We start from the raw sequence: 14,646 nt of genomic DNA, 5'->3' as shown, positions 1-14,646 counted from the left end.
AAATGTCTTTTTGTTAATAGTAAATGTACAAAGCGCTGTTTTTGCAACGGACAATTATATTCAGTTACATAACACGTTCATTTAAAGGTCAAATGAGCATTCATTCTCCTCTTTTTAGCGATTTTCAGCTCATAATTGAATAATCTATCCTTTTCACTGCAAAAAAAACTGCCTCTATACTGCAGAAAACAGTACCGAGGCAGTTATGTATCCAAAGGATTTATAGATTTAACCATAATATTTAAGGGAAGCAAAAGGAATATAAGAAATCGAACGGCAATAAGGCAGACAAATTTACAATCAATGAGGGTATTGATTCGGTTATAAAGAAAAACGGCAAAATGCTGGAAAATAACCACGCTAATCCCCATTACATCACGCGTTTAAACAGCTTTTCCATTTCATAGCTCGAAAAATGAACAATAACAGGGCGGCCATGCGGGCATGTGAACGGATCTTCCGCCAGTCTTAACTGTTCCAGCAGGGCTTCAATTTCATCATCGCGCAAATATTGATTGGCCTTGATTGACTTTTTGCAAGACATCATGATCGCTAATTTTTCTCTTAATTTTTTTATAGATACATGATTATTTTCCAAAAGCTGTTGGACAATATCTTCGATGGTCTCCTTTTCTTTTCCTTTTGGAAACCATGTTGGATGTGACCGAACAATAAAAGAATGCTGGCCAAAAGGTTCAAAGTCCAATCCCAGTTTTTTTAAATAATCATGATATTCTTCAATAATGGCATATTCTTTCGCGGTAAATTCAAATGTTATGGGCACGAGGCATTCTTGAACTTCATGTTCGGTTTGCGCTACTTTTTCCCGGAAAAATTCATACTTTATTCTTTCTTGAGCCGCATGTTGATCGATGATATAAAGTCCGTCTTCATTTTGGGCAAAAATGTAAGTGCCATGCATTTGACCGATTGGGTAGAGCTTCGGCATCCGCTTCTTATTTGGAGAAACCAATGCCGGATCTTGCGTCGCTTCTTCCGGCGCAGCAGGCTCCGGTTCGTCAGCCGGAGGAATCACCTGATCATTGTGATGAACGGTGATTTCATTATTTAATGACAATTTCTCAGTTTCCGCAGTTTCTGGATGATGACCCGGTTCACGAATAACTTCCTGAGTATGCCGGGGCTCCTCATAATGGGCGCTGCCGCTCTCTTCGCCGGCATGATTGTCCGTTGCATTCAAAGCATCTGTTTGTTGATCGTGAGAAACTGTTTTTAACTCGGAATCTTTTGCCGGCTGTCTTTGCGAAAATAGAGGTTCGCTGAAATCAAACATTTGTTGGTCTGATTTTAATCTTTCAGGTTTATCTGTTTTCTTAACTGCAGGAATCAGCCGCTCTTTGTGAAACGTTTCTTTAATCGTTTTCTCAATGAGTCCGCACAGTTCCTTCTCTTTGCTTATCCGCGCTTCGAGTTTGGCGGGGTGGACGTTAACATCAATTAATGTTGGATCCATTTCAATATGAATAACGGCGATTGGATAGCGGCCGATTGGCAGCAAAGTATGACATCCATTAATAATAGCATTGAATATCGGATAGTTCTTGATATACCTGCTATTAATCAATATATAGACATATTGTCTGCCGGCTCTTGTAATTTCTGGTTTCACAATACGGCCATAGATTTTAAAGTCTAAAGATTCGCCGCTGAAAGGCAATGAGAGTTTGGCTGTTTGCATGCCATAAATGGCTGCAATCACTTGCCTTAGATCGCTTTTGCCGTTTGTGTTTAATAGCGTTTTATGATTATGCGTAAGATGAAATCGCACATCTGGATGCGCGAGTGCTAACTTATTCATCGTATCGGTTATATTTCCAAGTTCCGTATGAATGGTTTTTAAATGTTTTAAGCGCGCCGGTGTATTGTAAAAAAGGTTTCTCACTGTAATTTCAGTACCGCGGCGGCTGTCTGTATGCCCTTGCTGGATCACGTGGCCGCCTTGTAAAATTAAGTGGCTCCCAGGGCCATCGCCAGTGCCTGTCTTCAATTCGACATGTGAAACGGAGGCGATGCTTGGCAGAGCTTCTCCGCGAAACCCAAGCGTGCGTATATGAAACAGATCGCTTTCTTCTGATATTTTACTCGTGGCATGACGTTCGAAGGCGATACGGCAGTCTTCAGGCGCAATGCCGTGACCATTATCAGTAATTTTTATTTTGCTGAGACCGCCCTCTTCAACATCAACCTGAACCTTAGTGGCCCCGGCGTCTAATGAGTTTTCTACTAATTCTTTTACAATTGATGCCGGCCGTTCAACGACTTCTCCTGCAGCTATTTTATTAGCCAGCGGCTCATCCAGTTTGATTATTTTTCCCATAGCGGCCCTCCGTATGGTTATTTTTTCAATAATGTCTGCAATCTATAAAGCTCGTTCATCGCTTCCATAGGATTCATAGCTAGAAGATCAATGGATTTCAAGGCTGTTATGATTTGCTTTTCCTTTGAGTCGGCTGCCGGCCTTTCTTGTTTATTAGACGTCTCATTTGCAAAAAAAGCCAGCTGTTCACTGTTCTCAGATATTCTATTATGGGACGGTATAGGCAAAGTTTTTTCTTCTTCTTTTCCTTCTAAATCATTTAATATCACATTAGCTCGGTCAATCAATGCGTCTGGAAGGCTGGCCAGCTTGGCCACATGAATGCCGTAGCTTTTATCGGCTTGTCCTGGCAATACTTTATGCAAGAAGACAACCTTGCCATCTTCTTCCATAGCAGTGACATGAACATTTTTTAATCGGGACAGCTGCTCTTCTAATTGCGTGAGCTCATGATAGTGGGTTGAAAATAATGTTTTCGCAGATATATGATCATGGATGTACTCAACGATGGCCTGAGCAATGGCAATCCCGTCATAGGTCGATGTCCCTCTTCCTATTTCATCTAATAAAATTAAACTATTTTGTGTCGCGTGCGACAAGGCGTACTGGGCTTCCATCATTTCAACCATGAAGGTGCTTTGTCCGGAGACAAGATCATCAGCCGCCCCAATCCGGGTAAAGATCTGATCAAATATCGGGAGCACGGCATGTTCAGCAGGGACAAAGCAGCCCATTTGCGCCATGATAGCCGACAGCGCCACCTGCCTCATAAACGTACTCTTTCCGCCCATATTCGGTCCGGTAATCAAGAGCATATCACAAGATTCATCCATTGATAAATCATTTGCTACGAACACATTATTTTCTATTACTTGCTCTACAACCGGATGACGAGATTCCTTAAGCTCAATCGTTCTATCGTCTGAAAAAACCGGCTTCGTATATTGATTATTTTCACTTACGACAGCGAAGCTTTGCAGAACATCAATCCGGCTGATCAGCTGTGCCAATTCTTGCAGTCTTATTGAATGCTCTTTAATAAGGCTTCTAATCTCTTGAAACAGTTCATATTCCAAATCAACCATTTTCTCTTCAGCTTCTAGAATTAATTTTTCTTTTTCCTTCAGCTCCGGAGTGATGAACCGTTCAGCATTTGCCAGCGTTTGTTTTCTTTCATAGCGGCCCTCAGGCAAATACTTCAAATTAGCTTTCGTGACTTCAATATAATAGCCGAATACTTTATTATAGCCGATTTTTAATGACTTAATTCCTGTATTTTCACGCTCTGCTTGTTCAAGTTCGGCAATCCAAGCTTTACCGTTTTGACTGATATCGCGATATTGATCCAGCTTTTCATGATATCCGCTTTTAATAATTCCGCCGTCAGTAATCGAGATCGGCGGATCATCAATGATCCCCTTTTCAATGATCTCTTTCACGTCAGCACACGGATCCATTCTTTCCGCCAATTGTTTAATGACATCATTGTCAATATCATTTAATGCCTGAATAACTGCAGGCACTTGCGCCAATGATTGCTTTAATTGAATTAATTCGCGGGCATTAACATTGCCAAAAGCAACACGGCCGACAAGCCGTTCTAAATCGTATACTTTCTCTAAACTCTCTCTGACCGTTTCCCTTTCAAAATAGTGATCTATCAATGATTCGACACAAGAAAGTCTTTCATTTATTTTTTCTTGATTTAAAAGGGGCTTCTCAATCCATTGTTTGAGCTTTCTTCCGCCCATTGCCGTTTTTGTTTTATCCAAAAGCCATAATAACGATCCAAATTTCTTCTTTTCTTTCATAGTGGCTACAAGTTCAAGATTGCGTCTTGAATTCGGATCAATTGCCATATAATCTTGCACCGCATAAAATTCAGCGGGCTGCAGATGGTCTAAAGAGCGCTTTTGCGTTTTGACCAAATATTGCAGCAAGCGCCCGAGAGATTTTTGCATCTTTGCTTGGTCAATCGCGTCAGCCAATTTCTTTAAAGCATCTGGAATCTCTTCATTTTCTTCAAATGAGACGGTGACGCTTAGTCTTTGTTTCAATTCATCCAATACAGTTTCATCAAAGGAGGGAGCAACAACAACTTCCTTTGATTCATAAGCCGCAAGTTCTTGAATGACACTTTCCCAGCTGGCAATACTCGTTACCTTCACTTCGCCGGTTGTGAGATCACAAACGGAAAACCCAAATGTATGATCACTAAATGCCGATATTGAGGTAAGATAGTTATTCTCCTTAGGGGTCAAAGACTGGTTATCCATCACCGTTCCTGGTGTAATTAGTTGGATAACTTCTCTCTTGACAACACCCTTTGCGGATTTCGGATCTTCAACCTGTTCACAAATGGCAATCTTATAACCTTTTTCTACTAGAACTTTAATATATTGATTCGCAGCATGGTAAGGCACGCCGCACATCGGTATTCTTTCATTTTGCCCGCCGTCCCGCGAAGTTAACGTTATTTCTAATTCGACCGACGCCTTTTTCGCATCCTCAAAAAACATTTCATAAAAATCACCGAGGCGAAAAAATAAAAAGGCATCCGGATATTGTGCCTTAATCGATAAATATTGCTGAATCATTGGAGTATATGCCATACTTTTTTTGTCCACTCCTAACAGTGACTATATTCGACAAGTATTATATCATAAGATGCCGGTTATAAGACAAAGAAATGGGAATCATGAATTTTAGAAATAAATGATCAAAACATAGAGGGCCAATTAAAAAAACAAAACGAGGAAGAAGATCCTCGTCTTCTCCCCCGCGGTATTATTCTTCTATTTCGCCGACCAAAAAGTCAGAATCTAAATCTTCAAAGGCTTCCTCTAATTCGTCTTCCCAATCATCGTCTTCTTCAAACAAATCATCTTCGTCAACTTGAACTCTTACTTTTGTTTCACCAATCACCTCAACCAGGAATTCCCTTTCTACTTGAGCAACAATTTTATTGCCGTTTGGAGAAATGTTGGCTTCCAGACAATTTGGCTCTTGCAGAGTTCTTGCCGCCACTTCAAGGTGATCTGAAATGACTTTTTTATCTTTTATCGTTAATGCAACTTGATCACGATATGTTACTGTTTCAGTCACTACCTCTGTTTTCGTATTATTGCTGTAAGAATACCAAATGTTCACATCATAAGAACCTTCTACGATAACGCAATCCTTTTGATAATGGGTTTTATATTTATGATTGATCACCCAACAACCAAGAATACTAGAAGGTTTATGTGATGGTGAAATAGTATGTGCTGTTTGACTGAACTTTTTCCCTTTGCCGCAAATAGCCTTTGTTATAATTTCTCTATAGCCGTTTTCAGCCACGAGTCCAAACCTCCTCTTTGCCTTCTTCTCTGTCATCGTATGCGGGACGAATGACCAGTGTGCTAAAATTTATTGCTTTTGTCCCGAGATACTTTCTTATACAGACTATGAATCGCAAAGGCGGTTTGGCACTAACCACATTTTAGTTTACATAATATAATTATAGGTGATTAATTTCTTAACAATCTTAATATAATATCTCAAAACAAAAAAACTGCTGACCACTCATGTCAGCAGTTTTTTTTCGCTTCTAATGCGGAGCCGGTTTGTCCCGTCAATAAATCTCCGCCGGTTGATTTAATGATTGCTTCGGTGACTTTGTTGGAAATCGTATTGGAAATTAATTGCAATAGATCATTGACATCTTCTTGAGATTGTTTAAATGATTGAACAACCGGAATACTGTCAAGCTCTTTTAAGAGTTTGTCAATTTTTTCTTCATTTTTCTTTAATGCTTCATGTTTTTGATAATGCTGTAAGTTAACGGATTCTTTTTGGTAATGTTTAATTTGCGCAATGAGATTTTGAACCTTTTCATTCTTATTGATTTTCTCTTCTGCGCGTTTGAAAAAATCGACTTCCTCTGTTGCTGCAATCATCTGGGCAATTTCTTGGGCCTTTGCAATAACTTCCTCCCTCGTATATTGTGTCATTTGACACTTACACCCGCCTTCTCAACAAATTCACCATCTAACGTCCACGTTTTGGTCTCAGTGATGCGAACATTAACCAATTCGCCAATCAGCGATTTTGGACCGCGAAAATTAACCACTTTATTTGTTCTTGTATGCCCGGACAGCACTTCAGGATTCTTTTTGCTTGTACCTTCAACAAGCACTTCTACGACTTGATCTTGCAATTTCGCATTGCTTTTTGCCGCAAGCTCATTAACAAGCGCATTTAAACGCTGGAGCCGTTCCTTTTTCACTTCCATTGGAATGTTGTCTTCCATTCTAGCCGCCGGCGTACCTTCGCGCGGGGAATAAATGAACGTGTATGCCCCGTCAAACTGACATTCGCGAACTAAGGACATCGTATCTTCAAACTGCTCGTCTGTTTCATTTGGGAAACCGACGATGATATCAGTTGTAAATGAGGCATTCGGAACAGCTTCTTTAATTTTATAAAACAATTCCAAATATCTCTCTCTTGTATATTTCCGTCCCATGATTTTCAATATATCTGAGTTCCCGGACTGAACCGGCAAGTGAATATGCTCGACAAGGTTTCCGCCTTTTCCAAGCACTTCAATAAGGTGATCATCGAAGTCTCGCGGATGGCTTGTTGTAAAACGGACACGCGGAATATCAATCTTGCGAATTTCGTCCATTAAATCGCCTAAACCGTAATTTTCAACGGAATCTAGGTCCTTCCCGTAAGCATTAACGTTTTGGCCGAGAAGCGTAACTTCTTTGTATCCTTGACGGGCAAGCTCACGAACCTCGTCAATGATTTCTTTTGGATGACGGCTTCTTTCCTTGCCGCGCGTATAAGGGACGATGCAGTATGTGCAGAATTTGTCGCAGCCGTACATAATATTAACCCATGCTCTAATATTGCCCTTTCGCATTCTAGGCAAGTTTTCAACAACATCGCCTTCTTTTGACCATACTTCCATAACCATCTCTTTACTTAAGAGCGCCTCTTTCAATAACTGAGGAAGACGATGGATATTGTGCGTACCAAATATTAAATCCATATGCTGGTGTTTTTCTAATATGCGGTTAACAACAGATTCTTCTTGTGCCATACATCCGCAAACACCAAGGATTAAATCAGGATTCTCTCTTTTTAAATTTTTAAGGTGGCCGATTTCGCCAAACACTTTATTTTCCGCGTTTTCCCTGATTGCGCAAGTGTTTAATAGGATGATATCCGCCTCTTCTTCTTTATCTGTAGCTGTATAACCGATCTCGCTTAAAATACCTGCCATGACTTCTGTATCATGTTCATTCATTTGGCATCCGTAGGTGCGGATCAAAAACTTTTTGCCTTTGCCGATACCTTTTATATCTTCAGGAATGCTGAAATCATTTATAATTTGGATAGTTTTTTTTCTGCGCCTTCTCGCTTCTTTTAATGAAGGCGGCTTAAAAGTCGTTTGAAAGTATTTAGAATAATCCTTTTCGGTTTTATTATTTTCTTTAGTCTGACTCATGTTTTAGAAGCCTCCTTTCAAAGGTCTCAGTTCATCATGGTAACTTGTTTATTATAGCAAAGATTAGCTTTATAGAAAAGGCTATTACAGCGTACTTGCGGATTGCAGCCTGCTCTATACTATCTAAAATCGGCCGCTGAAAACACGCTTAACGTATATTGAAATCCCCCTCAAAATATTTTTGAGGGGGTTTTATTACATAAATTCTCCGACTAACGCTTTGAATTGATCTTCTGTTAACTGTATATTGGTGTCGGCAAGGGGCTCTTGACTATATCCCGGAGCAATGTCTTGATAAGACTTTTTCTCATTGTCTTGATAGATCAGCCCCTTAACAAGCCCGTTATGTGCCATTAACGTTTGCATCGCTGCCACTCTATTATGCGGATCATAGTCTTCAATATCATTAAGGTCGATCAAATGTTCTTTAAACCAGTCATACGTGTTCACCTTGTTATACGTGACGCAAGGACTGAATACATTAATGAGGGAAAAACCTTGATGCTGAATGCCTTGTTCTATAAGAGAAGTCAAGTCTTTCAAATCACTTGAGAAACCTTGAGCGACAAAAGTTGCACCGGCAGTCAATGCCATTTCCATAATCGAAAGCGGCGATTCAACGGAGCCGGCCGGTGTGCTTTTGGTTTTAAAGCCCATGTCGCTTCTCGGTGATGTTTGCCCTTTCGTTAATCCGTAAATTTGATTATCCATGACAATATAAGTAATATCGATGTTCCGGCGAATCGCATGAATCGTATGGCCCATGCCAATCGCAAAACCGTCGCCGTCACCGCCGGCGGCAATCACGGTTAAATCACGGTTGCCCATTTTTACCCCTTGGGCAATCGGCAATGCCCGTCCGTGGATGCCGTGAAAGCCGTAGGAGTTGATATAACCGGATATTCTCCCGGAACAGCCGATGCCGCTGATGATAGCGAGCGAGTCAGGGGTTAATCCTAAATTCGCTGCGGCTCGCTGGATTGACGCTTGGACGGAGAAATCCCCGCACCCTGGGCACCAGTTCGGCCGAACCTTGTTGCGAAAATCTTTAAACGTGACTGGCATGACTAACAACTCCTTTACACTCTTTATACACTTCTGCCGGCTTAAATGGGTTGCCGTCGTATTTAAGAACGCTGGATATTTTATCCCTGCCGCCGACGTTAAGTTTGACCAGACCAGCCAGCTGCCCTGTCGCGTTTTGTTCAATGACAACCACGTGACGGGCTTTTTCAATGAGCGGTTTCATCTCTTCAGCCGGGAACGGATGAAGCAGGCGAATATGAGCGTGGTTAACGCTGACGCCCTCATTTTCCAGTCTCATCATAGCTTCTTCAATGGCCCCGCGAGTGGATCCTATGCCGATTAATAACAGGTCGGGACGTTCATGTTTGGCATCTATATGAACAGGTGTTTCAAATTTAAGATGACGAAGCTTTCTTAACCGTTTATCCATTTGGACTTTGCGGTTATCTGCCGTCTCAGACGGTTTGCCGGTTTCGGCATGCTCGACGCCTGTTACATGGTGCAGGCCGTTTTTCATGCCTGGAAGCGTCCGCGGGGAAATACCGTCCGGTGTATTTTCATAGCGTTTAAAGCCTTCGTTTTTATCGATTTCAGGCAGCGATTCATTCATTAATTTGCCGCGGCGAATCTCAATTCGATTATAATCAAACGGATCAACACTTTGCTTGCCTAAAGAAAGCTGCAAATCAGACAAGAGAATGACCGGACATTGATATTCCTCGGCAATATTGAACGCTTCAACCATATCATAAAATGCTTCTTCAACAGTGCTTGGCGCCATAACGACTTTCGGGATTTCCCCGTGAGTGCCGTAGATCATCGCCATAATATCAGATTGTTCCTGTTTTGTCGGAAGACCGGTGCTTGGACCGCCGCGCTGTGTATCGACGACAACGAGCGGGGTTTCTGTCATACCGGCCAAACCGATGGACTCGGCCATTAGCGACAAGCCTGGTCCCGCAGAAGCCGTAAATGCCCGGACGCCGCTGTAATTAGCGCCGATGGCCATCGTCGCGGCAGCGATTTCGTCTTCCGTTTGGATAACCGTGCCGCCGAATTTCGGCAGTTTATCAATCAGGTATTCCATAATTTCACTTGCCGGTGTGATCGGGTAAGCGCTCATGATGCGGACGCCTGCGGCAATAGCCCCCATAGCAATCGCATCATTGCCGATCATATACATCCTTTGCTTGCCGTCCCCCGGCGCCAAAGTAAAGTCGTCAATAGGCCCGCCGGCTTCACGATTGAAATATTCAGCGCCTTTTTCAATCGCTTGAATATTGCTCTCTACGACTTTGTCGCCTTTACGTCCGAAAATCTCTTTAACAATAGGATGATAGTTTTCTAGAGGAATGCCCAAAGCAGCACTGGAAGCGCCGACGGCGACCATGTTCTTCATCAGCGATGTTCCAAGTTCTGTTGCAATCTTTGTAAACGGAACGACACATAGCTTGGCCTTCGTGTCGTCAGGATTGACAGGTTTGAATTTTTCATCAGCAATAATGATGCCGCCTTGACGCAATTCTTCAAAGTTAACATCGATGGTTTCTTGGTCAAACGCAACTAAAATATCCAAGTCGTCCGACACAGAACGGATTTTTTCGGTGCTGACCCGGATTTTATTGTTGGTATGACCGCCTTTAATACGTGAAGAAAAATGACGGTACCCATACAGATGGTAACCTAGGCGGTATAAAGCTTTGGCGAAAATTTCGCCGGTGCTTTCAATGCCTTCCCCCTGTTGGCCGCCAACTTTCCACGAAAGTTGATTGATCATTTATCTTTCATCCCTTCTTGACTTCGGTAGGTACATGAATGAATGGTTGGTATAGCAGGATTATCCTTATATTAAAAATGATAAATCTTTTATTCGTACCACCTTTAAAATGTAACCCTTTGAAAAAATTTTTTCAAGTTTATTGAGGCAATGCCCGATAAAAATGCTCAAAGAAAAATCCCCGTACAAGCTTTTCCGGATAATATTTCAAACAAGCCTCTGCTAAATAATGATAATCCGCAAAAGATCTCAGTTCTTTTGGTGTTTCGCTAATGCCGTCAAAGTCGGAGCCAAAAGCTATAATATTCTCTCCGCCCAGTTCACACACATGTTCAACGTGTCTGAGAATATCGTTAATATCAGCTTCAGAACGATCTGTCAGAAAATCAGGAACAAAAGTAATTCCCATGACGCTGTTCTTATCAATAAGCGCTTTGATTTGTTGATCCGTTAAATTTCTTGGGTGATCGCAAAGTGCCCTGGCATTGGAATGGGAAGCGATCGGATAATCCGCTGTTTCAATAACATCCCAAAAACTTCTCTCTGAAAGATGGGAGACATCGGTCCAAACCTTATGAAGATTATTTTCCTTAACAACTTCAAATCCAAATCCGGTTAATCCCCCTGCTCTTGGTTCAGTTGCACCATCGGCCGCTGCGTTAGCATGATTCCAAGTTAAACCGACAGATCTTACGCCCAATCGAAACAACGTACGCAATTTAATCATATCCTTGCCAATGGCATCACAGCCTTCAAGCGTTAACAGCGCCCCAGTTTGCCCTTCTTTTAAACGATCAATGTCTTGCTTTGATTTGACAAAAACCATATCATCGTAAGGTTCTATCACTTGCTTATGAAAGATATCAATCATTTCTAACACCGCTGAAAATCTGGATTCCTCAGGTACATCGTCGCTGACGAACAAGGCAAAACACTGCACTTTGCCCCCTGACTTTTTCAGCTTTTCATGCGTAATATGTAACCCATTATCTTTAGCAAATGATAAATGACGCTCAGCTTTCAGCCTGTAAAGCACATCACAATGACCGTCAAAAATTTTCATCGCTTATCTCCTCTCATGCGAAAAGCCTGTCTGTTCTTTTAAGAACAAACAGGCCGCGTTTCTATCAACTTGTTATCTCGGCTCTACAATTAATTTAATAGCCGTTCTTTCCTCACCTTCAATCATGATATCCGTAAAGGCTGGAATACAAATAAGATCAACTCCGCTCGGTGCAACAAATCCTCGCGCAATAGCTACCGCCTTGACCGCTTGGTTTAAGGCACCTGCACCAATCGCTTGAATTTCTGCTGATCCTCTTTCGCGAAGGACACCAGCAAGTGCGCCAGCTACAGAGTTAGGGTTTGATTTTGCTGAAACTTTTAATATATCCATTTCTGTACCTCCTTATAGATTGTCATCCCATACTAAATATATTCCCTACTCATGCTGGTATTCCTTCTATTTAAAAATAATTTTCTAAGAATTCAAAAACACTAATCATAAAATGGGTGGTCATCATTAATGAGCCTTCTTTGAATATGTGTGGCTTTGCCCGTTTGCTCGTCAATATCAATAATAACGCTGCTTAACTGGCCGCGGCCTTTTTCACTTTCAAACCGAACAGGCAGATTCGTTAAAAATTTCTTGATGACAGCTTCGCGCTCAACGCCGATAATGCCGTCGTAAGGACCTGTCATCCCTACATCAGTTAAATAGGCTGTACCTTTAGGTAAAATTCTCTCATCTGCTGTCTGAACATGGGTGTGTGTGCCTACGACAGCTGATACACGTCCATCCAAGTACCACGCAAGCGCCATCTTCTCACTTGTTGTCTCAGCATGAATATCCACAAAGATCATCGGTGTTCTTTTTCTTGCTTCTTCAATCAGATGATCAGCAGTCCGGAACGGATCATCAAGCGCAGGAAGAAAAGTCCTTCCTTGCAAGTTAATAACCGCCATCTCCAACTGATTTATTTTTAAATACTGCATACCGACACCTGGTGTTCCTTCTGGGAAGTTAGCAGGACGAACAATCCGGTTGACATTGTCAATAAACTCGAAGATATCCCGATTGTCCCATGTATGATTTCCCATCGTGATCATATCTGCGCCTGAATCCATCATTTCCCGATAGATTTTTTCGGTAATGCCTTTTCCATGGGCCGCATTTTCGCCATTTACGATAGTAAAAGTCGGTTTATAGCAGGCTTTTAATTTTTGCAAATATTCCTTAATCATTGTCCTGCCCAATTTACCGTATACATCTCCAACAAACAAAATTCTCATGATGATTCTCCTTAACATGCTAAGTGTTACTTTATAAGATGTTCAAAAAGTCCCTGAAAAAAGTTTTCCTTTTGAATACATCGATCATCCGCTTAACCTTATCAACAAATATGAAAAAAAGTGGCGAAAAGCGCCACTTTTTATTTTGCATATTCAACAGCTCTTGTTTCACGAATAACAGTTATTTTGATATGTCCTGGATAATCCAATTCGTTTTCAATCTTTTTCGTAATCTCACGAGCAAGTTGATAGGATCCAGCATCATCAATTGTATCCGGTTGAACCATAATGCGAATTTCCCTACCAGCTTGTATAGCGTAAGACTTTTCTACGCCCTCAAAGGATTCAGAGATTTCCTCCAGTTTTTCCAGGCGACGAATATAAGTCTCAAGCGTTTCCCTTCGCGCTCCAGGTCTCGCAGCTGATAAAGCGTCTGCTGCAGCAACAAGTGTCGCAATAACGGATGTTGCCTCTGTATCACCATGGTGCGAAGCAATACTGTTAATGACAACAGGGTGTTCATTGTACTTCGTCGCTAATTCAACGCCGATTTCAACATGACTTCCTTCAACTTCATGATCAATGGCTTTGCCGATATCATGAAGCAATCCGGCACGGCGGGCAAGCGTCACATCTTCACCAAGCTCAGCCGCCATCAGCCCAGTTAAAAATGCGACTTCTACTGAATGTTTAAGCACATTCTGTCCATAGCTTGTTCTAAATCGAAGACGTCCAAGTATTTTGATCAAGTCAGGATGCATGCCATGTATGCCCACTTCAAATGTTGTCTGTTCGCCGTATTCACGAATCATTTCATCTACCTCTCGGCGAGACTTCTCGACCATTTCTTCAATTCGCGCAGGATGAATGCGTCCGTCTTGAACGAGTTTCTCCAAGGCCACCCGGGCAACTTCCCGTCTAATTGGATCAAACCCGGATAAAATAACAGCCTCAGGCGTATCATCTATAATAAGGTCTATACCAGTCAGGGTCTCAAGAGTACGAATGTTTCGTCCTTCGCGTCCTATAATACGGCCCTTCATCTCGTCATTTGGAAGATTTACAACTGAAACAGTTGTCTCGGCGACATGGTCTGCTGCACATCGTTGTATTGCCAGCGAAAGAATATTCTTTGCCTTCTTATCCGCTTCTTCTTTAGCGCGGGTTTCGATTTCTTTTGCCAGCTGTGCTGCTTCGTGCGCGGCTTCCTGTCTGACTTGATTAAAAATAATCTCCTTGGCTTCTTCATTGGTTAGACCGGAAATGCGTTCGAGTTCCGCTTGGTGCTCTCGCAGCAGTTCCTCCACTTTGCTTTCCATCTCTTCAATTTGTCGTTGTTGCTTTCTAAGAGAATCCTCCTTTTTATCCAGTGAGTCTTCCTTTTTATCAAGCGTTTCACTTTTACGGTCAAGCAAATCTTCTTTTTGAACAAGTCGATTTTCTTGTCTTTGAAGTTCATTTCGACGCTCGCGTATCTCGCTTTCGGCCTCAGTACGCAATGTATGAATCTCGTCTTTTGCCTCAAGAAGGGCTTCCTTCTTAGTTGCTTCCGCATCACGTTTTGCGTCTTCAATAATATGCTTAGCCTCATTCTCAGCAGTTGCAATCTTGGCCTCTGCGATCGACTTTCTAATAAAATAGCCTATAAAAAGACAAACTATAGAGATCAGCGCAATGGAGATGATTAACCATACAGTCATCATATTCACCTCCTTG

The 14,646-nt window shown here is 41.9% G+C and carries 11 protein-coding genes; all 11 read right to left on the bottom strand.

The window, feature by feature from the left end; genetic code table 11:
• Positions 1 to 370 precede the first annotated feature (370 nt).
• The gene (mutL, locus tag JOD45_RS03045; protein WP_205002389.1) at positions 371 to 2,338 is read right to left on the bottom strand and encodes a DNA mismatch repair endonuclease MutL; all 1,968 of its coding nucleotides are present in this window, start codon (positions 2,336 to 2,338) and stop codon (positions 371 to 373) included.
• 17 nt (positions 2,339 to 2,355) lie between these two features.
• Positions 2,356 to 4,950: a DNA mismatch repair protein MutS gene (mutS, locus tag JOD45_RS03040; protein WP_205002388.1), complete on the bottom strand. Its 2,595-nt coding sequence runs from the start codon at positions 4,948 to 4,950 to the stop codon at positions 2,356 to 2,358.
• A 175-nt stretch (positions 4,951 to 5,125) separates the two neighbouring features.
• Positions 5,126 to 5,677, bottom strand: coding sequence for an outer spore coat protein CotE (gene cotE / locus JOD45_RS03035; protein WP_338056014.1), 552 nt, complete (start codon positions 5,675 to 5,677; stop codon positions 5,126 to 5,128).
• A gap of 230 nt (positions 5,678 to 5,907) precedes the next feature.
• Positions 5,908 to 6,330 (bottom strand): YlbF/YmcA family competence regulator, encoded by a 423-nt coding sequence (locus JOD45_RS03030; protein WP_205002386.1) that lies wholly within the window; start codon positions 6,328 to 6,330, stop codon positions 5,908 to 5,910.
• The gene (gene miaB, locus JOD45_RS03025) at positions 6,327 to 7,835 is read right to left on the bottom strand and encodes a tRNA (N6-isopentenyl adenosine(37)-C2)-methylthiotransferase MiaB (protein WP_205002385.1); all 1,509 of its coding nucleotides are present in this window, start codon (positions 7,833 to 7,835) and stop codon (positions 6,327 to 6,329) included. The genes JOD45_RS03030 and miaB overlap by 4 nt, the downstream gene beginning before the upstream one ends.
• Before the next feature lie 195 nt (positions 7,836 to 8,030).
• Entirely contained in the window at positions 8,031 to 8,900 is an 870-nt protein-coding gene (locus tag JOD45_RS03020; RefSeq protein WP_205002384.1) for a 2-oxoacid:ferredoxin oxidoreductase subunit beta, read from the bottom strand.
• The gene (locus JOD45_RS03015; RefSeq protein WP_205002383.1) at positions 8,884 to 10,638 is read right to left on the bottom strand and encodes a 2-oxoacid:acceptor oxidoreductase subunit alpha; all 1,755 of its coding nucleotides are present in this window, start codon (positions 10,636 to 10,638) and stop codon (positions 8,884 to 8,886) included. The genes JOD45_RS03020 and JOD45_RS03015 overlap by 17 nt, the downstream gene beginning before the upstream one ends.
• Before the next feature lie 139 nt (positions 10,639 to 10,777).
• On the bottom strand, positions 10,778 to 11,701 hold the full coding sequence (locus JOD45_RS03010) for a dipeptidase (protein ID WP_205002382.1): 924 nt from the start codon (positions 11,699 to 11,701) through the stop codon (positions 10,778 to 10,780).
• Positions 11,702 to 11,773: 72 nt separating this feature from the next.
• A complete protein-coding gene (gene spoVS, locus JOD45_RS03005; protein ID WP_205002381.1) occupies positions 11,774 to 12,034 on the bottom strand; it encodes a stage V sporulation protein SpoVS in 261 nt (86 codons plus the stop codon).
• 101 nt (positions 12,035 to 12,135) lie between these two features.
• A complete protein-coding gene (locus JOD45_RS03000) occupies positions 12,136 to 12,930 on the bottom strand; it encodes a TIGR00282 family metallophosphoesterase (RefSeq protein WP_205002380.1) in 795 nt (264 codons plus the stop codon).
• 140 nt (positions 12,931 to 13,070) lie between these two features.
• Positions 13,071 to 14,633, bottom strand: a complete 1,563-nt coding sequence (gene rny / locus JOD45_RS02995; protein WP_205002379.1) for a ribonuclease Y — start codon at positions 14,631 to 14,633, stop codon at positions 13,071 to 13,073.
• Between the last annotated feature and the right edge of the window lie 13 nt (positions 14,634 to 14,646).

Source organism: Scopulibacillus daqui (assembly GCF_016908855.1).
Classification (GTDB): Bacteria; Bacillota; Bacilli; order Bacillales; family Sporolactobacillaceae; genus Scopulibacillus_A; species Scopulibacillus_A daqui.
This window is presented reverse-complemented; position numbering and strand designations above follow the sequence as displayed.